Source organism: Gracilibacillus sp. JCM 18966 (assembly GCF_055392695.1).
Genome location: NZ_AP043883.1, coordinates 4,101,809 through 4,118,361 on the forward strand (window position 1 = coordinate 4,101,809; position 16,553 = coordinate 4,118,361).

18 protein-coding genes and 1 tRNA gene are annotated in these 16,553 nt (G+C 38.4%); 4 read left to right on the top strand and 15 right to left on the bottom strand.

Features of this window, described 5'->3' with window-relative positions; translation table 11 throughout:
* The first annotated feature begins 20 nt into the window (after window positions 1–20).
* The gene (locus ACZ5N5_RS19895) at window positions 21–743 is read left to right on the top strand and encodes a metallophosphoesterase family protein (protein ID WP_464372989.1); all 723 of its coding nucleotides are present in this window, start codon (window positions 21–23) and stop codon (window positions 741–743) included.
* 106 nt (window positions 744–849) lie between these two features.
* On the opposite strand, the gene ACZ5N5_RS19900 is transcribed toward ACZ5N5_RS19895, so the two are convergent.
* The gene (locus ACZ5N5_RS19900) at window positions 850–1,323 is read right to left on the bottom strand and encodes a tRNA (cytidine(34)-2'-O)-methyltransferase (RefSeq protein WP_054787190.1); all 474 of its coding nucleotides are present in this window, start codon (window positions 1,321–1,323) and stop codon (window positions 850–852) included.
* A 65-nt stretch (window positions 1,324–1,388) separates the two neighbouring features.
* Entirely contained in the window at window positions 1,389–2,213 is an 825-nt protein-coding gene (locus tag ACZ5N5_RS19905; protein ID WP_464373802.1) for an amidase domain-containing protein, read from the bottom strand.
* Between the two features lie 217 nt (window positions 2,214–2,430).
* On the opposite strand from ACZ5N5_RS19905, the gene ACZ5N5_RS19910 reads away from it, so the two are divergent.
* Window positions 2,431–2,775: a hypothetical protein gene (locus tag ACZ5N5_RS19910; RefSeq protein WP_109983705.1), complete on the top strand. Its 345-nt coding sequence runs from the start codon at window positions 2,431–2,433 to the stop codon at window positions 2,773–2,775.
* A gap of 404 nt (window positions 2,776–3,179) precedes the next feature.
* Window positions 3,180–3,323, top strand: coding sequence for a hypothetical protein (locus ACZ5N5_RS19915; protein WP_181397440.1), 144 nt, complete (start codon window positions 3,180–3,182; stop codon window positions 3,321–3,323).
* 32 nt (window positions 3,324–3,355) lie between these two features.
* On the opposite strand, the gene ACZ5N5_RS19920 is transcribed toward ACZ5N5_RS19915, so the two are convergent.
* From ACZ5N5_RS19920 to ACZ5N5_RS19935, 4 genes are all read right to left on the bottom strand, one after another.
* On the bottom strand, window positions 3,356–3,868 hold the full coding sequence (locus ACZ5N5_RS19920) for a methylated-DNA--[protein]-cysteine S-methyltransferase (protein WP_109983706.1): 513 nt from the start codon (window positions 3,866–3,868) through the stop codon (window positions 3,356–3,358).
* Window positions 3,865–5,019 carry a tRNA epoxyqueuosine(34) reductase QueG gene (queG, locus tag ACZ5N5_RS19925; RefSeq protein ID WP_464372990.1) on the bottom strand — a complete coding sequence of 385 codons (1,155 nt, stop codon included), beginning with the start codon at window positions 5,017–5,019 and terminating at the stop codon, window positions 3,865–3,867. Before queG ends, ACZ5N5_RS19920 begins: the two co-directional genes overlap by 4 nt.
* A 14-nt stretch (window positions 5,020–5,033) precedes the next feature.
* Window positions 5,034–6,740, bottom strand: a complete 1,707-nt coding sequence (locus ACZ5N5_RS19930) for an ABC-ATPase domain-containing protein (RefSeq protein WP_464372991.1) — start codon at window positions 6,738–6,740, stop codon at window positions 5,034–5,036.
* 276 nt (window positions 6,741–7,016) lie between these two features.
* Window positions 7,017–7,090: transfer RNA gene (locus ACZ5N5_RS19935), tRNA-Gly, on the bottom strand.
* 646 nt (window positions 7,091–7,736) lie between these two features.
* Between ACZ5N5_RS19935 and ACZ5N5_RS19940 the strand changes: the two genes are divergently transcribed.
* Window positions 7,737–7,871, top strand: a complete 135-nt coding sequence (locus tag ACZ5N5_RS19940) for a lmo0937 family membrane protein (RefSeq protein WP_109983709.1) — start codon at window positions 7,737–7,739, stop codon at window positions 7,869–7,871.
* A gap of 45 nt (window positions 7,872–7,916) precedes the next feature.
* On the opposite strand, the gene zupT is transcribed toward ACZ5N5_RS19940, so the two are convergent.
* The 9 genes from zupT to larB all read right to left on the bottom strand — a co-directional run bounded on the left by zupT (window position 7,917) and on the right by larB (window position 16,544).
* A complete protein-coding gene (gene zupT, locus ACZ5N5_RS19945; protein WP_464372992.1) occupies window positions 7,917–8,732 on the bottom strand; it encodes a zinc transporter ZupT in 816 nt (271 codons plus the stop codon).
* Between the two features lie 191 nt (window positions 8,733–8,923).
* The gene (locus tag ACZ5N5_RS19950) at window positions 8,924–10,375 is read right to left on the bottom strand and encodes a PH domain-containing protein (RefSeq protein WP_464372993.1); all 1,452 of its coding nucleotides are present in this window, start codon (window positions 10,373–10,375) and stop codon (window positions 8,924–8,926) included.
* Window positions 10,368–10,850, bottom strand: coding sequence for a PH domain-containing protein (locus ACZ5N5_RS19955; RefSeq protein WP_054787185.1), 483 nt, complete (start codon window positions 10,848–10,850; stop codon window positions 10,368–10,370). The genes ACZ5N5_RS19950 and ACZ5N5_RS19955 overlap by 8 nt, the downstream gene beginning before the upstream one ends.
* 183 nt (window positions 10,851–11,033) lie before the next feature.
* Window positions 11,034–11,630: an ABC transporter ATP-binding protein gene (locus ACZ5N5_RS19960; protein ID WP_054787184.1), complete on the bottom strand. Its 597-nt coding sequence runs from the start codon at window positions 11,628–11,630 to the stop codon at window positions 11,034–11,036.
* Entirely contained in the window at window positions 11,623–12,393 is a 771-nt protein-coding gene (locus ACZ5N5_RS19965) for an ATP-binding cassette domain-containing protein (RefSeq protein ID WP_109983712.1), read from the bottom strand. The genes ACZ5N5_RS19960 and ACZ5N5_RS19965 overlap by 8 nt, the downstream gene beginning before the upstream one ends.
* Window positions 12,371–13,180, bottom strand: a complete 810-nt coding sequence (locus tag ACZ5N5_RS19970; RefSeq protein WP_277679198.1) for an ABC transporter permease — start codon at window positions 13,178–13,180, stop codon at window positions 12,371–12,373. Before ACZ5N5_RS19970 ends, ACZ5N5_RS19965 begins: the two co-directional genes overlap by 23 nt.
* Complete coding sequence (locus tag ACZ5N5_RS19975) at window positions 13,177–14,184, bottom strand: ABC transporter permease (protein WP_109983863.1); 1,008 nt, start codon at window positions 14,182–14,184, stop codon at window positions 13,177–13,179. Before ACZ5N5_RS19975 ends, ACZ5N5_RS19970 begins: the two co-directional genes overlap by 4 nt.
* Window positions 14,172–15,761 (bottom strand): ABC transporter substrate-binding protein, encoded by a 1,590-nt coding sequence (locus ACZ5N5_RS19980; RefSeq protein ID WP_464372994.1) that lies wholly within the window; start codon window positions 15,759–15,761, stop codon window positions 14,172–14,174. The genes ACZ5N5_RS19975 and ACZ5N5_RS19980 overlap by 13 nt, the downstream gene beginning before the upstream one ends.
* A 33-nt stretch (window positions 15,762–15,794) precedes the next feature.
* Window positions 15,795–16,544, bottom strand: a complete 750-nt coding sequence (gene larB / locus ACZ5N5_RS19985; RefSeq protein WP_054787180.1) for a nickel pincer cofactor biosynthesis protein LarB — start codon at window positions 16,542–16,544, stop codon at window positions 15,795–15,797.
* Window positions 16,545–16,553: the final 9 nt, after the last annotated feature.

Consider the following 16,553-nt stretch of genomic DNA (forward strand, 5'->3'; position numbering starts at 1 on the left):
ATGGAGTTGAGGTGATACTTATGAAAATAGCATTTATCTCCGATATTCACGGGAATGCGGTTGCACTCGAAGCAGTTTTAGAGAATATTCACCAACAAAAGGTTGACGAAATTATTGTACTTGGTGACATTGCTTATCGTGGTCCTGAGCCAAAGCGCGCACTAGAAATGATCCGCTCTCTAGATACAAAAGTAATAAAAGGAAATGCCGATGAATGGATCCTTAGAGGTGTAGAAAAAGGAGAGGTACCAGACCAAGCGCTTTCTATCATGCAAGAGGAGCAAAAATGGACGGTAGGACAGTTAGATGAAGAGGATATGGATTATTTAAGACACCTACCTACAGATTTATTCCTTGAGGTGGAGCTTGTTACTATACACGCCTTTCATGCAACACCAACAAGTTTATTTGAAGTGGTATTACCTGAGGCCACTGATCAGCAGTTAGTTGAAAAACTAACTAAAATAAAACCAGCCGATCTTTACTTATACGGGCATATTCATAAAGCATATAAGCGAGTGGCTGATGGAAAAACCATCCTTAATTTGGGAAGTGTTGGCCTGCCTTTTGATGGAATATCACAGGCTTCATATGCCATCGTAGAGCTTCATCAAGGTGCATTCTCCACTAGTCATGTCCGGGTCCCATATGATACAGAGAGGGTATGCCAGCAATACGAAAAAGTACAGTATCCTAATAAAGAGATGATGAAAAACATTATTATAACAGGACGTAATGATTAGAAATGGTGCTACTAATGAAACTCTCATTAGTAGTTTTTCTTTTGTAAAAAGGAAAAATCCGAAGATTTTCGGATTCTCACCTTCCTATTTCGATATATTTCAGCCTTTAGGTTAATCCTGGAAATCCTTGCTGCTTCATAACATCATACACAATAATTGCTGCCGTATTGGATAAATTCAAGGAACGCACCTTATCTGTCATATGAATTCGTAGACAGTAGTCCTCTTTTCCGACTAGTAGCTCCTTCGGAATCCCATTTGTTTCTCTACCAAATACGAAAAATAAGTCCTTAGATGAATCACTAAAGTCAAAATCTGAATAATATTTGGAGCCAAAATTTTCGATATAATAAAATTCGCCGTCAGGATAAGCTTCATATAGTTCCTGTAATGCATCATAATAATGAATCGTAACATCATGCCAATAATCTAGGCCTGCACGTCTTAGCATTTTATCATCTGTTGAAAATCCTAATGGACGTATTAAATGTAATTGTACATTTGTCGCGAGACATGTTCTCGCAATATTACCGGTATTTGCCGGAATCTCTGGTTGAAATAATACTACATGGACTGCCAATTTATTTTCACCTCTAAACATGCTTCATGCTTAGTTATTATACCATAATTTCTTCATATTGCACTTTATTCTGAGCCAATCTTAAAAAACCGATACTGACAATTAGGTGTCCATGCAGCAGAATCCTCATATGTCCAATAACGATGTCTACTGTTATTCGTATGTGCATTAACAAGAGGCATATTTTGGCTGTCCTTTGCTACGACAATCGTATTATGATCCCACCTTCCATCACCTTGGAAATCATAACAGATCACATCACCTGGTAAGAGCTCGACAGGTTCAGCTAGCGTTTTTGTATTACTTGAACCACTCAAATACCATCTTAAAGCATTAGCAACCGACCAGCTATAGCTCCAATTTTCTCCTGTATACCACCAGCCTTTTGAGCGATTTGGCATTCCATGCATAGGCATGCCCCCAGCCCTCAAGCACTGAGAGATATAATTCGTACAATCATTACTTTCAAAGTAACGATATTGAGGATTGGCACTATTCCACCAACGTTCAGCATATTGAACTGCAGCTCTTCTGTCATATGAAAACCTTATGTCCTGATCATTGGCATAACGTGAAGATTGAACAACAGTTATGCTAGGACCATTTTCCATACGTTGATCCTCCAATAATTCATTATCTTTAAGCAATGCCACACGGCGATCACTTTCTTCCTCATGATATAAATTATCGTGATCCTCGATAAGATATTTGGTGTGGAGCTCATATACTACTTTCTCCTTTTGTTGATCAGCGTAATGGATCATTTGCTTTCCAGAAACGGTAATTTGTTTTACTTTTTTATTATATTTCTGATGAATCCTCATTTTTTGGCGTAGTGGATAGGCTCCATTTCGGTAATTATCCATCCAGTATTGTTTAATCACATTCATCTCATTCAACTTCTCCACCCCCTGTTTATGTATATTCAACAGATGATTGAAAAAGAAGAAAATGACAAAGTGAACACATTATATCTAAAACATTGCAAAACTTTTACTATTATTTAAAGAATGTTAAAGATATATAAAATGTTAGCATTTTAGGATTAATCTATTTTTTAGCTGGGTATGCATGAAGTGATTGATATTTTAAGGAGGTAGTTTGAAAATGAAAACAAAAAAATTATTATCGTTATTAGGAGTATCTGTACTATCTGTAGGAATGTTAGCAGCATGTGGTAGTGATGAGGAAGCACCAGCAGACGAAAACGATACCCCAACAGAAGAGGCACCAGCGACTGAAGACGAGGCTCCAACAACAGGTGAGGATGCACCAGCAACAGGAGATGATCCTGCCGTTGGGGAAGAAGATCCTGCAACAGGAGAAGATGCTCCAGCTGGGGAAGAGGATCCCGCAGCAGAAGATGGAATGATGGAAGAAAATGGAGCAGCAGAAGACGGTAGCGATGCGGAAGGGAATTTAGGTACTGGTGAAACAGAAGAAAGTCAATAATGCGAGTAACGGTTAACGCCGTGACAATATACATCTAAAGGATAAGCGGGTATCGCTTATCCTTTTCTTTGTACGTTAGGAAAGTATAAAATTTCTACACAGTAGCGTTTCGACGTAGCTGAAATTTTAAGGAACCAAGTATAAGTAAAACTAGGCATTCGCCAAAGAACGAGCGAATGCCTAGTTTTTCTAATATGTTAGCAGGAAGTAATGTGACGAAGCGAAAATGTTGAAGTCCAAAGGATAAGAAAAGCTAACGCGCCCGCTAAAGGACGAGGGAATGCGAGTTTACTGCACAGGAATATTAATCAGATGTAAAAAATAGGTAAAGATTGTAAAAAACCGCATTTTTTATTTGAATTTATGGTATTAATAGTTAGAAGAGATAGAAAGGGGGGATAAGGATGAAAAAGAAATGGTTATCTATTTTCGCTGCAGCTATCTTTTCAGTAGGTGTACTTACAGCTTGTGCTGAAGATGATGGGGAAACAGAAGATCAAACAGAAGAAACAACGGAAGAAACAACAGAAGAAGAATCAGCAGAATAAATAAATATAGCGGGTAAGGTTAACCTCTAACCTTACCCTTTTAATTCTTCTAGCTTTAGTAGATATTCTTTTTTATCTAACCCACCACCATAGCCGACCATTTTACCATTTTTGCCGATGACTCGGTGACATGGGATGATGATAGATATTGGATTTTTATTATTCGCTCCCCCTACCGCTCTTACTGCTTTTTCTGTGCCTATTTTCCTTGCGATATCTTGGTATGAGCAAGTTTTACCATATGGAATTTCCGACAATGCATGCCAGACTTTTTTCTGGAAAGAGGTTCCATGCAAGACATAATCAACAGAAAATTGCTTTCTTTCTCCATTAAAATACTCGGTTAGTTGTTTAATAGCTTCATCAATAACAGGAGATTGATGGATAAAAGAGGTTGGCAATTGGTATTTTTTACACCATTGAATAAGCTCTGTTTCGTTTTGCTTAAAGCTTCCATATTGAAAGGAATAGAGCTTTTCATTGTCTGCTACTATCGTAATCATACCGATTGGTGACTGCCACTCCTCATATGCCAGCATGCTCATTTGCTAATCCCCCTTTTCTTTTCATCTCGAAAGTTAAGACCTTTTTTCATTTCGATTAACACTTCTTGATCGTTTTCTTCTTCCATAGCCTTTTCAATGGCTTGATAACCTTCTAATGTTCCAATTTTCCCAATTGCCCAAGCTGCTGTTCCTCGAATAACAGGACGAGGGTCCTCATTCATTAATTGGATTAGTTTCTCTATCGCGTCCTTTTTCTGATAATGGGCAAGGGCCAAAATTGCATTTCGTTGTAATGGCTTCTTTCCTCTCCAAGAACCTGCCATTTTACCGAATTTCTTCTTGAAATCACGGTTAGAAATGGATAATAAATCTACTAGTTTTGGTTTAACAAGATCGGGATCGGGCTCAAATTCTGGGTGATGATGAAAATCAACGCGATAGTTATAAGGACAAACGACCTGACATGTCTCGAAGCCATAGATGAAGTTGCCAAGCTTGTCTCTATGCTCCTCTGGCATATATCCTTTTGTTTGAGTGAGAAAAGCGAGACATTGCTGTGCATTTAGCCTTCCTGGTTCAACTAAAGCACCGGTTGGACATGCATCAAGACATTTTGTACATGTGCCGCAGCCGTCAGATAAAGGCTGATCAGGTGTAAATGGAATATTTGTAATCATTTCACCGAGATAAATATAGGAGCCTAGCTCTGGTGAAATTAATAAAGTATTTTTCCCACTAAAACCAATACCCGCGCGTTCGGCGACAGCCCGATCAGACAGTTCTCCTGTATCCACCATCGAACTATATTGGAAATTAGCGATTCTTTCTCCTAAAAAGTCTGCAAGCTTTTGAAGCTTTTCCTGAAGGACAATATGATAATCCGTTCCCCAAGATGCTCGACAGAACATTCCTCTACGTTCACCCTTCTTGCTTCTAGGTGCATTCGGAATTTTTGTCGGATAGGCTAGTGCAATGGCAATGATCGATTCTGCGCCTTGCATCAGCTTTTGTGGTTCTGTTCTTTCCTCTATCGTACCTTTTTCAAAACCTGAAGCATAGCCAAGATCTTGTTGTTCCTTCAAACGAGATTTCAATTCCGAAAAAGGTGATGCACTCGTAAATCCGATTTTATCGATACCTATCTCTTTACTATATTCGATTAACTGTTGTTTCAATTGGTTATATGCCATTACACTCACCTCCTCTATTTATTGACGACCTTCACGCCACGCATTCGATTGAATGCTGCTGCCAATTCAAAGCGTCTTGGTCTCGCTAAGTCACCAGGGTGTTGGTTTTTATATGGAGCAAAAGCTTGTAATCCTTCCTCCTCTATCATTTTTTCTACTAAATATAAAAAGTGAGATAGCGTTAATTCCTGCGTCATCATATCCTGTTCTTCCGCATGACGAATGATTTCCGCAATCGCTCTGGTTTGGGATGGATCCACTAGCTGTTCGACATGATCCAAAACAATGGTTCCATTTCCGACTAGTATGTTTTGTCGCCCTTTTGCCTGTATCTTCTTTTTCTTTCCTTTCTTCACCTGCAAGCTTTTGGAAAGAAAAGCTCGTTGATTCGATTGCGTGCTAAGCACTTCGCTCTCTTTTTGTCTTTCTATCGGATAATCTTTTGCAATATCATGGGCTTGTTTCGTAACATTGTATGGCAAATATTGATCCATCATAATCACTTCATCTGCCACATCAAAATAATCGCCTGAACCTCCCATTACCATTATAGTCGATACGCTTAAATCATCTCGAAGCTGTTGAATTCGATCAATAAACGGGGTAATAGGTTCCTTTTTTGTATGAACTAATGCCTTCATTCGTCTATCTCTTATCATAAAATTCGTTGCACTAGTATCTTCATCAATCAATAGCGTGCTTGCTCCTATCTCCATTGCTTCGACAACATTCGTTGCTTGTGAGGTGCTCCCACTTGCATTTTCTGTAGTAAATTGCTTCGTGTCTTGTCCTTGAGGCAGGTCATTGATAAACATGGAAATATTAACGGAATTGACTTGTCTACCATCTTCTGCTCTAATCTTGACGGCATCAGGGTCTGTTAAGACATATTCTCTGCCATCTCCTTTCATATGATGATATACCCCTCTCTCTAATGCTTCGAGTAGTGTACTTTTCCCGTGATATCCGCCACCAACAATTAAATTAATTCCTTTTCTTAAAGCCATCCCAGTGAGTGGTTCTACTCGGTGAGGCACTTCAATTTCTACACGGTTCTCTTCAGGACTCTGGAAGGTTACAGCTTTTTTTAGAGGTTTATTACTAATCCCGCTTGCACGTGGCAAAACTGCTCCATCTGCAACAAAAGCAATCCAACCATTTTCCTTCATTTTCTCACGAATAACCTTGTGTTGGTCTGCCAATTGTACACTTGCATCTATTTTTTCATCCTTTATGGCTAGGATCGAGTTATTGATAATGGAAGGAAGAATGGTCAAAAACAACTTTTTTGCCTCTCTCCCATTAATTCTTCTTCCGTTTGCTGGAAGACCAAGCGATAGACATATGATGGTGCTATTTTGGTTCAATTGAACAGCGGTTCTCTCTAATATTTCTTGTCCAGGTTGATCAATGTAAATAAGTCCACTTTTACCTGAACCTCTTGATTGATTACTTTCTTTATTTATAGCTTCACCAACAGCTCGCGCAATACAATCCTCGGTATATACTTTGCGTTGTTTAGACTCTTTCCACTGTTGTTTTATACTACGGATATGATTGGGTACAATGATGCGAATCTTAGATGGTGAGGCAAATGGATCTCCCTGTACATAGTCTATCGATAGCTGGTATTTCGAAAATTCATATTTTCCTTGTATCGATTTATATGCTTTATAGCCTTTCCCATCGATATGATGAAGTAATGATTGTAATTGTTTCATAAATTCCGAAACTCCTTTATGATACTTTCTTTCTAAGGATACATTCATCAAGACAATTAGAGCAAATGATACGGCTATTTGAATAAGAGTTTCCTATTAGAGAAAAACTCGCATTCGCTCGTCCTTTGGCGAATGCCTAGTTTTGCTTATACTTGGTACCTTAAAATTTCAGCTACGTCGAAACTCTACTATGTAGAAATTTTATCTTTTCCTAACGTATAAAATAAAAAACGTAATGCTTCATTTAAAACGAAACACTACGTTCACACCTATGTATGGAGCGGGTGAAGGGAATCGAACCCTCGACATCAGCTTGGAAGGCTGAGGTTTTACCACTAAACTACACCCGCATTTTATAAAAATAATATCAATTTATGTATTACGCCCACCATGCTCCTGCATCTTCTAGCTTATTCGATGAGGATGGATGCTTCGGAGCAACTCGCAGCGTACTCGGTGGATGCATCTGCTCGTGGCTGAGGTTTTACCACTAAACTACACCCGCATTTAATAAAAATAATATCAATTTATGTATTACGCACACCATGCTCCTGCATCTTCTAGCTTATTCGGTGAGGATGGATGCTTCGGAGCAACTCGTAGCGTACTCGGTGGATGCATTTGCTCGTGGCTGAGGTTTTACCACTAAACTACACCCGCATTTTATAAAAATAATATCAATTTATGTATTACGCACACCATGCTCCTGCATCTTCTAGCTTATTCGGTGAGGATGGATGCTTCGGAGCAACTCGTAGCGTACTCGGTGGATGCTTTTGCTCGTGGCTGAGGTTTTACCACTAAACTACACCCGCATTATTTACAAAAACTACAAGATTTACGTTAATTTCAACAAATTTTTACGTTTTCTTAACAAAACCACGCTTATTATTATAGCAATCAGTCTATTAGATTGCAATATTTTTTTAGAAAAAGTTTAAATCACCTGATGTAGGGTAACATATTGTTAACAAATAAACCAAAGGAGTGAACACCATGATTTGGACAATTATTGGTATTCTATTACTTGTGTGGCTACTTGGTTTTCTCTTTGAATTTGCTGGTGGTCTCATTCATATACTACTGGTCATAGCATTAATCGTATTCATTGTTAAAATGATTAGAAAATAATCCGATGGTTAGTGCGATAAACGGGGAAAACTCCCCGTTTATTTCTTATATAAATAATAATAGGCTTAATGCCATAACGGCCATCCCTGAGATTAAACCATAAATGGATTTATGAGCTTCATCATATTTTTTGGCAGCAGGAAGCAATTCATCTAACGAAATAAACACCATTATCCCAGCAACACCAGCGAATATTAAACCAAACATCATATCATTTAAGAATGGCATAAGGAATAGAAATGCCACTATTGCTCCGATTGGTTCTGCAAGTCCTGATAAAAAAGATAATTTAAAAGCTTTCTTCCTATCACCTGTTGAAAAATAGATCGGTACAGCGACAGCGATCCCTTCTGGTATATTATGAATCGCAATGGCGATAGCGATCGCTATCCCCAAGCCCGGGTCTTGTAAAGCTGCAGTAAATGTGGCAATTCCCTCTGGAAAGTTATGAATGGCAATGGCTAAAGCTGTGAAAGTCCCCATTTTTAATAAGGCTCCATCCCCATTAGCCGAACTTTTTTTATCCATCTCCTCTACTTTTTTAATATTATGAGGATTTCCATGGGAAGGAATAAATTTATCAATTAACGCAATAAGAATCATTCCACCGAAAAAACCGATAACGGTTAGCCAATGGCCCATTACATCACCACTTGCATTAATCAAGGCATCCTGTGCTTTAAAGAAGATTTCTATCATGGAAACATAAATCATGACACCTGCTGAAAATCCTAACGCCCACGACAAAAATTTGGTATTCGTATTAGATGTGAAAAAAGCTAATAAACTACCAACACCTGTTGCCAAACCAGCAAATAATGTTAGACCAAACGCAAACATAAAACCATCCACTTCACCCATGACAGCTAAACACCCTTTCAACATAAAATGTAGTCAACTAATCCTAATATATGCCTAAATCACAAAATGTTTCTCGCACGAAACATGTTACTCTTAATCTAAAAAACAGTCAATATTTAAATACTCCTCATTATATTTTACAAGCTACATAAAGGAATATTACTGTCATCCTTAACATGAAAAAAATCGCTCTAGAGGTTAGAGCGATTTTTTTGGTAAGAATACCAATCTGATATTTTGTCGACATCTTCTTGTTCTAGATCTCGGACAATAAAATGCCTACCTAAAAATTTGTTTAGAATGGCTGTATCTAGTGATGCAAGGTTTTGCTTTTTTTGAATAAAATGTTGTTTTTTCTTCATTGCTTGTAATCTTCTATGTTTGACTATGATCGTATCCTTACTTAGGTCTCGATTTCGAATAAATAAGTGCTCTCCCTTAATCTCGTAACCAATTGTTTTATATTGAAAATAGGCAAGCAAACATGCCAATATCGTCACAATCAATGGAATATAAGCCCAGTCCGTTAAAGTAAAATAAAAGACAATCGTTACAATGAGTGGAAGGATAGCCAAACGGAATAAATAATACGGGAATGCACGCTTAGGTAAAGAAATCCATTGTTCGATATTGTACTCATATTCTGGTAAGAGCTCTCGTAAAAAGTTCTGCACTTCACTTTTTCTTATAAGTGGAAATAACACAGTATGCATCTCTGAGTCTGAACCCATCTCTCCACTTGCTATATCTACATATATTTTTGCAAGGCCAAGTGGTTGATGAATGATCGTTTCAACTACACCCACTGCTTGAATTCTTTTCAATGGGATGGTTGATTGTTTCTTTTCGAGAAGTCCTCTTGTTATAAACAGTTCTTTTTCATAGCGAGTAATCGTAAAATCCCAGTATTGGATCAATGTTACTAAAATTCCCAGTAACCATAAAATAATCAATGCCACAATAGCTAACAAAATCAATATTTGGATCGCTTGTGAGAACACCCAGTCTGTCGCATGATTATAATAACGATCTGGAATAATGCTTTCAATCTCTGAAAATCCTAAACCTATTAACCCTAAAATCACTCCAAAGCTACCAGATGTAGAGCCTGCAATAATCAGTGCCTTTGGCGTTATTTTTCGAGATGGATGCTTTTTTTCATCCTCTGGATGTTCGTTCGTGTCTACCTCTATGTCCTTCGGTACCTGATTATACTTCAACTGGTCGTGAACCATTTTCCCTTCATCCATTGTTACGGCATGAAGTGTTGCATCGATCTTATGATCATTACCAGCTGTTTCGATTTGCACCTTCGTTAGTCCAAATATACGATGAATAATATTTTGTGATAAATCAATCGATTGAATTCGATGCTTGGATATCGTACGTTTTTTTCTTATTAGGACACCTTGTTCGATTCTAATTTGATCTTCTTCTAATTGATAAGTATAGCGCAACCAAGACAAAATACTAGAAATAATAATGATAGTTACAAGTGCGCCTGCTGCAATGACAACATAAATCCATTTCGCTTCCCCAATTGCCAAAATGACAATAGGTAACAAACTAAAAATAGATGTTTTGATGGAATGAATAACAGAAAAGATCATGGCAGCAGGATGAAGACGCTTCGGATTAGACATCATCTTGTTCCACCCTTGCTAATTCAGAAATTTGATCTCTCAGATCAGACGCTTCTTCTTCAAGAAGTGCCGGAATTTCATGTGTCGTAGCAGCTGTCGAAATTTGCAAGGTAGACAACCCATATTTCTTTAAAATGGGGCCCTGCTTTGTATCCACATGCTGAACACGAAGCATTGGAACTATCGTTCTAGTTACAATTAAAATACCATGTTGAATATAAATCTCTTGATCAAAGATTTCATAACGCCATCTTCTCCATCTCAATTTCGGAATAATCCATGCCGAAACAACCCACAAAATAATCGAAGCAACAAGCAATATGATTCCAATCCAATAAGGAATAAACTCAACATAATAAGCTATTACAAGTGCTGCAATGGCAAATAATATGGCAATCACTGTAACAAGGTGTGCTGTTATTTTCCATGCTTTCATCGCATCTAGCGCAATACGTTCTTTTGGTTCATTTCTCATTAAAGTACTCCCTCCTACACAACTTCCCCGCTATCTTGTTTTACAATATAGCTATTTTCATTATAGCTGGATATAGAAAATAATCAAGGTAAAATGGTAGTTGATTCCACCAATTAATAGTTATTTACGAATAAAACACAAAAATAGTTTCAAGTTATTTGAAAATATCCTACTTTATTTCTATTAACCTTGTAATTCCTCTATATCTAGAATGTGATCTGTTATTCGTTCGAGAAGCTTTCTTTCATGACTAATAACGAGCAATCCTGTATTGTTCGCTTCCACAATATGCATGAATTGTTTCCAAATTTCTGCTTGTGAAACCGGGTCAAGCATGGATGTCATTTCATCCGCGATAATATAGGAAGGATTAACCATTAAACATCGCACAATACATATTCGTTGGAGCTCTCCACCCGATAATTGTTGTGGAAATCTTTGTAGCCATTCGCTTGGAATGTTAAACTGCTGGAGTAATCCTTGATCGATCTCTCCTGCTTCCTCTAATATTTTTCTCACACGCCACTTCGGATTAACGGCTTGCTCTGGATGTTGCCAAATTAATTGGATGGAAGCTACTCCATCCCTTTCCTTTGGAGGAATCACTTCACCACTAGATGGTAGAAGAAAACCAGCTAAAATTTTTGCAAGGGTTGTTTTTCCTGCACCGCTTTTCCCCATTAAACCAATCTTTTGGCCATACTTCCATTCCCAATTTGTATGATCAAGTATCCGTGTTCCAGCTTTTGTTTGATAGGAGACATTCTTCGTTCTAATCATGAGAATACCCCCAAAAACTATTTTCAGGTAATGCATTCCATAATTGACGTGAATAGGAATGATTTAGTTTCTCTCCTTTACCACAGAAGGCGTGAATTGGAGCTATTTCAACCATTTGTCCCTCACGTAAAATCGCTATTTTATCGGCGATCTTCAATGCAGCATCGAAGTCATGTGTAATGATTAGCATGCCATTATTTTTCGTTTTTAAGGATTGTAACAAGCTTAGCATATCCTCACGAGCGTCTACATCTAATCCTGGTGTTGGCTCATCTGCCACCAATAGAGGAGCACTTTTTATTAGAGCTATGGCGATTAGCACTCTCCTTCTTTGACCACCAGATATTTCAAATGGGTATCGATTTAATACGGTATGGTTCAGATTTAAATATTCTAATATTGTATCCAGCTTTTGAGCATTTTTTTCTTTATTCATTAATGTGGTTAGTTGTTTCCCTATCTTCATTAATGGATCCAAAGCATCAATCGATTGAGGGATCAACATCATTTTATTCCCTCTCATTTTTCTAACCGTTTGGTCGGTAATCGCTAGACCATCTAGAAAAATTTCCCCGTTTTGCTTCAGGTTTTCTGGTAGTAAACGAAAAATACTTTGAGCGATCAAGCTTTTTCCAGATCCGCTTGCACCTACTAGTGCAATCGACTCCCCCTTATGTACCGTCAAATGAAGAGGGTGTAATAAGCTTGTACTAGATGGTTTGTGTAATATCGATAATTGCCTAATTTCTAGTAATTTGTCCATAGCTATAATCCTTTTCCAGTGAATTTCTTAAACCTTTAGCTGTTAATTGAAACAACACGATAACTATTAATAATACGAATCCAGGGAAAAAGGCGAGCCACCACATCCCAGAGGATAAGTATTGCATCGATTCTGAAAGGATAATGCCAATAGCTGGTTGTTCTGCTGATAGTCCAAATCCAAGAAACGTAATAGAAGCTTCGTGCAATATCGCATGAGGAAAAATCACCGTAATTCCTACAAGCATTTGAGGTAATATATGTGGAACAAAATGATGCCATGCTCTCCACCAGAAGCCTTTTCCTAGTTTTTTTGACATTTGAACATAGGTGGTTTGCTGAAGCTGTAACATTTCCGCGCGAAGGATCCTTGTAAGGCTCGGCCAATGGGTAAGAACTAACCCTATCACTACTCCTTTCATCCCCCCACCAAGTGTAAAGGAGATGAGAAGCAATGTAACGAGATGTGGTAGACTCAAAAACAAGTCTACTAACCAGCTAATTATTCGATCCATTGGTTGATTAAGCATGGCGAGAGTACTCATAAAAAAACTACAAATTGTTGACAGTATTGCCGTTAAAAGCCCTATGCCAATACTTAATTGTAATGCCTTCCATGTACGAAAAAACATATCACGCCCAAGCCAGTCAGTTCCAAACAAATGGGAAAAGCTTGGCGCTTGGTTTTTCTCCATTAAATGAATCGACAACCTCTCCCCCGAGATCAAAAAAGGGAAAAGGAAAAATAGGAGTAATATGATAGCAGGTACCCAAAATTTCCTAGTCATAATCCAGCTTCCCCCTTTTCGCGACGAATTCTAGGGTCAACCAGAGAATAAAACATATCCGCCAAAAAATTCCCTAAAAAGACAAAACAAGCACTTATCACAACTATTCCTAGCAATAATGGAACATCCCCATTTAATCCAGCATCCACGATCGCTTTCCCTAAACCTGGATAACTAAAAACCTGCTCTAGTAACACAGCTCCCCCAAATAGCTCGCCAAATGAAGCAAAATGGACTGAAATCGCTGGTAGGATCATATTGCGTAAACCATGTCGCTTGAACAAAGCTAGTCCACTAAGGCCATTTGCTCGTGCTTGAAGTATGTAAGGTTGCTTTAACACATCGATCATTTTTTCCCTTGTATGTAAGCAAACATTTGCAATACCGATAATACTTAAGGTGATCGCTGGTAATATAGCATGATAGAGTCTATCCATTATAGTTATTTCACTTGTCGTTATACCAACTGGGGCACTTAGCCCAATCGGGAACCAGTCAAGCCATACGGAAAAGATCATCAGCAATAGTAGCCCGAGCCAGAAACTAGGAGTTGAGAGAAGTAAATAACAATAACCCCTTATGAAGTGATCCGTTTTACTTCCTTGCTTCATAGCCGCAACAGCCCCTAGCAATAATCCTATCACCCCTGACAAAAGCCAAGCAACTGCCAGGAGTAGGATAGAGGAAATAAAACGGTCAGCAATCACATCAAGGACAGGAGTACGATAAATGAAAGATGTCCCAAAATCTCCAGTTATCACGCTAGCTAACCAATGCACATATTGGCTAATAAACGATTCATTTAATCCCCAGTATTCCTCAATAGCAGCTCTTTGTTCTGGACTAACCTTCATCATATCTGCCCCAATATATGCTTGGACTGGATCGATAGGCGATAGACGAATGAGTAGATAGGTGATAAAACTAACAGCTAGAAGTAGCAATAGTAATCTAATTATTTTTTTTACGACAAAAATTGATAGATTTCTAGTCAATTCTTCCATTTCCATTCTGTAATAAAATCTGTGATTGGCCAGCCGTGTCCATGTGGTTGTACCTTTTGATCTCCAATATCCAATCCTTCCTTCACATAATAGATGTGATGAATATTGACGAGCCATACCCATGGTGCATCACCTTTAGCACTTACCCCCGTTTTTCCATCCCATTGTATTTTTTTCCAATATTCATTAGCCTTTTCTTGGGAGGTTTCCTGAATCGCTTTTTGAAAATATTGATCAATCGTTTGATTAGCATAATAATTGCTATTATAATATTCGACTCCTTGCATTTTTGAGCTAAATAAATAATACAATTCAACAGGATCATGACTTCCCCAGCCCATCATAACTGGATTGGCATGCATCACCTTTTCTAAATCATTCCAGCTCTTTCCTTCGGTCTTAACCTCGATACCGAATTCGTTCATCATTTCTGCAAATACTAATGAAAGAGACTGTCTGAGTTGATCACCTGTTGGATAGTATAAGGTAAACGATGCTTTTATTTCGTCTTTCTGATAGATTCCGTCTGTACCCTTTTTCCAGCCACCTTCTTGCATGAGCTGTTTTGCTTTTTCTACATCATACTCCACTACTGCATCCTCATTACCCCAAGGCAGTCCATCCACACTGGAAAAGGATTTTGTTCCTTCTCCATTTAAAACACCGTCAACGATTGCTTGTCGATCGACTGCATAGTTCATCGCTTGACGAATATAGAGATCACTCGTCACCTCGTTTCCTACTCTTTCGCCTGCCTCGTTCTCATACGGCTCTGGTATAGGTAGCATCACACCTCGATTATCCACACTTTTAAAGGAAAGGCGGTTCATTCCTGATATATTTTGTTCAGCTAAAGTTGCAGGGACGGATAATACATCAACTATACCTGTTTTTGCTGCAGCAAGCGCTTGATCTTCTTCTATAAATAAAAAGGTTAGCCTCTTAAACTCTGGTTCTTCCCCATAATAGTTTGGATTTTTTTCAACAATAAGTTGTTCGCCTTTGCGCCATTCCACCATTTGGTAAGGTCCTGTACCGATAGGGTTTTCAGCATAGTCATTCCCATATGCATGCTTTGGGACAATCCCGAGTGTTAGTAATGTTGTGATAAAAGTAGATTGAGGTTTTTCTAGATGAAAAACGACTTCATCTTCGCTTTTTACTTCAATCTTCTTTAGATTGCTCAAGTCAACCACAGATTGTGCCTGCATTGCTGTTTCATATGTAAAGGATACATCCTCTGCTGTAAGCTCTTCTCCATCAGAGAATACGACATCCTCTCTTAACTGCACCGTCCAATGCAAGCCATCCCCTGATACTTGATAATCTTTAGCTAGGTCTGTTGTGATTTCAAGGTCTTGATCTCGCTTTAAGAGCGTGCTTTGGAACAATGGTGATCCATATCGTCCCCAGCCAGTTGTTGGATCAAATCCTGCCTCAGGTTCTCCGCCAATGGCTAATGTTAAAGTCTCTGGATTATGTTGTTCCTCCTTAGACTGGGCCGTTTCTTTTTGACTGCAAGCTGCTAGCATACAAATGATCACTAAAAAAATTGAAATGAAACGAAAGCTTCTCATATAATCCCCACTCTATCTGTCATTATGATGAATCTAAATGTTATTTTGATTCGCTATCCGATGAATCATCACCGCATTATAAGCTCCGCCAAATCCATTATCAATGTTGACAACACTTATTCCTGATGCACAAGAATTTAGCATCGTTAAGAGAGCGGAAAGCCCATTAAAGCTTGCCCCATATCCAATACTAGTTGGAACTGCTATAACTGGATGGGAAACAAGTCCACCTACAACACTAGGTAGAGCTCCTTCCATGCCTGCTATTACAACCGTAACAGTTGCCTTCCTTATCTCATCAATATGTGCAAGTAATCGATGAATACCAGCGACACCAACATCATAGAAGCGTCTTACTTCTACTCCATATGCTTCAGCTGTTTTAGCAGCCTCTTCTGCAACGGGAAGATCGGATGTTCCTGCACAGACTATCGAGATATATCCCTGATAATGAACACTTTCCTCATGATTTTTCATCAACAATATCCGAGCTGTTGGATCATAGCTAAAATTCGGTAAATGCTCCAAAATAATCTGTGCTTTTTCTAATTCGACTCTAGTAACTAATATATTCTCATTTTTCGCCATCATTGCCCGGGAAATATCGATAATATGTGCAGGCTCTTTTCCTTCCCCAAAAATCACTTCAGGAAATCCTTGGCGCTTTGTTCGATGATGGTCTACTTTTGCAAAGCCTAAATTTTCAAAGGTAGCGAGCCTTTTCTTTGCTTCTTCTGCTGTTAATAAGCCTTTTTCTACCTGTTTTAAAATATCCTCTAACATTATTTCACA

Excerpts from the sequence above, each read along its gene's own strand:
- ACZ5N5_RS19930 (WP_464372991.1), bottom strand. The coding sequence starts at position 6,740 with ATGAAACAATTACAATCATTACTTCATCATATCGATGGGAAAGGCTAT.
- ACZ5N5_RS19905 (WP_464373802.1), bottom strand. The coding sequence starts at position 2,213 with ATGAATGTGATTAAACAATACTGGATGGATAATTACCGAAATGGAGCC.
- ACZ5N5_RS19975 (WP_109983863.1), bottom strand. The coding sequence starts at position 14,184 with ATGGAAGAATTGACTAGAAATCTATCAATTTTTGTCGTAAAAAAAATA.
- ACZ5N5_RS19895 (WP_464372989.1), top strand. The coding sequence starts at position 21 with ATGAAAATAGCATTTATCTCCGATATTCACGGGAATGCGGTTGCACTC.
- queG (WP_464372990.1), bottom strand. The coding sequence starts at position 5,019 with ATGGCATATAACCAATTGAAACAACAGTTAATCGAATATAGTAAAGAG.
- ACZ5N5_RS19980 (WP_464372994.1), bottom strand. The coding sequence starts at position 15,761 with ATGAGAAGCTTTCGTTTCATTTCAATTTTTTTAGTGATCATTTGTATG.
- ACZ5N5_RS19940 (WP_109983709.1), top strand. The coding sequence starts at position 7,737 with ATGATTTGGACAATTATTGGTATTCTATTACTTGTGTGGCTACTTGGT.
- ACZ5N5_RS19955 (WP_054787185.1), bottom strand. The coding sequence starts at position 10,850 with ATGAGAAATGAACCAAAAGAACGTATTGCGCTAGATGCGATGAAAGCA.
- ACZ5N5_RS19965 (WP_109983712.1), bottom strand. The coding sequence starts at position 12,393 with ATGGACAAATTACTAGAAATTAGGCAATTATCGATATTACACAAACCA.
- ACZ5N5_RS19915 (WP_181397440.1), top strand. The coding sequence starts at position 3,180 with ATGAAAAAGAAATGGTTATCTATTTTCGCTGCAGCTATCTTTTCAGTA.
- larB (WP_054787180.1), bottom strand. The coding sequence starts at position 16,544 with ATGTTAGAGGATATTTTAAAACAGGTAGAAAAAGGCTTATTAACAGCA.
- ACZ5N5_RS19970 (WP_277679198.1), bottom strand. The coding sequence starts at position 13,180 with ATGACTAGGAAATTTTGGGTACCTGCTATCATATTACTCCTATTTTTC.
- ACZ5N5_RS19920 (WP_109983706.1), bottom strand. The coding sequence starts at position 3,868 with ATGAGCATGCTGGCATATGAGGAGTGGCAGTCACCAATCGGTATGATT.
- ACZ5N5_RS19960 (WP_054787184.1), bottom strand. The coding sequence starts at position 11,630 with ATGATTAGAACGAAGAATGTCTCCTATCAAACAAAAGCTGGAACACGG.
- ACZ5N5_RS19950 (WP_464372993.1), bottom strand. The coding sequence starts at position 10,375 with ATGTCTAATCCGAAGCGTCTTCATCCTGCTGCCATGATCTTTTCTGTT.
- zupT (WP_464372992.1), bottom strand. The coding sequence starts at position 8,732 with ATGGGTGAAGTGGATGGTTTTATGTTTGCGTTTGGTCTAACATTATTT.
- ACZ5N5_RS19910 (WP_109983705.1), top strand. The coding sequence starts at position 2,431 with ATGAAAACAAAAAAATTATTATCGTTATTAGGAGTATCTGTACTATCT.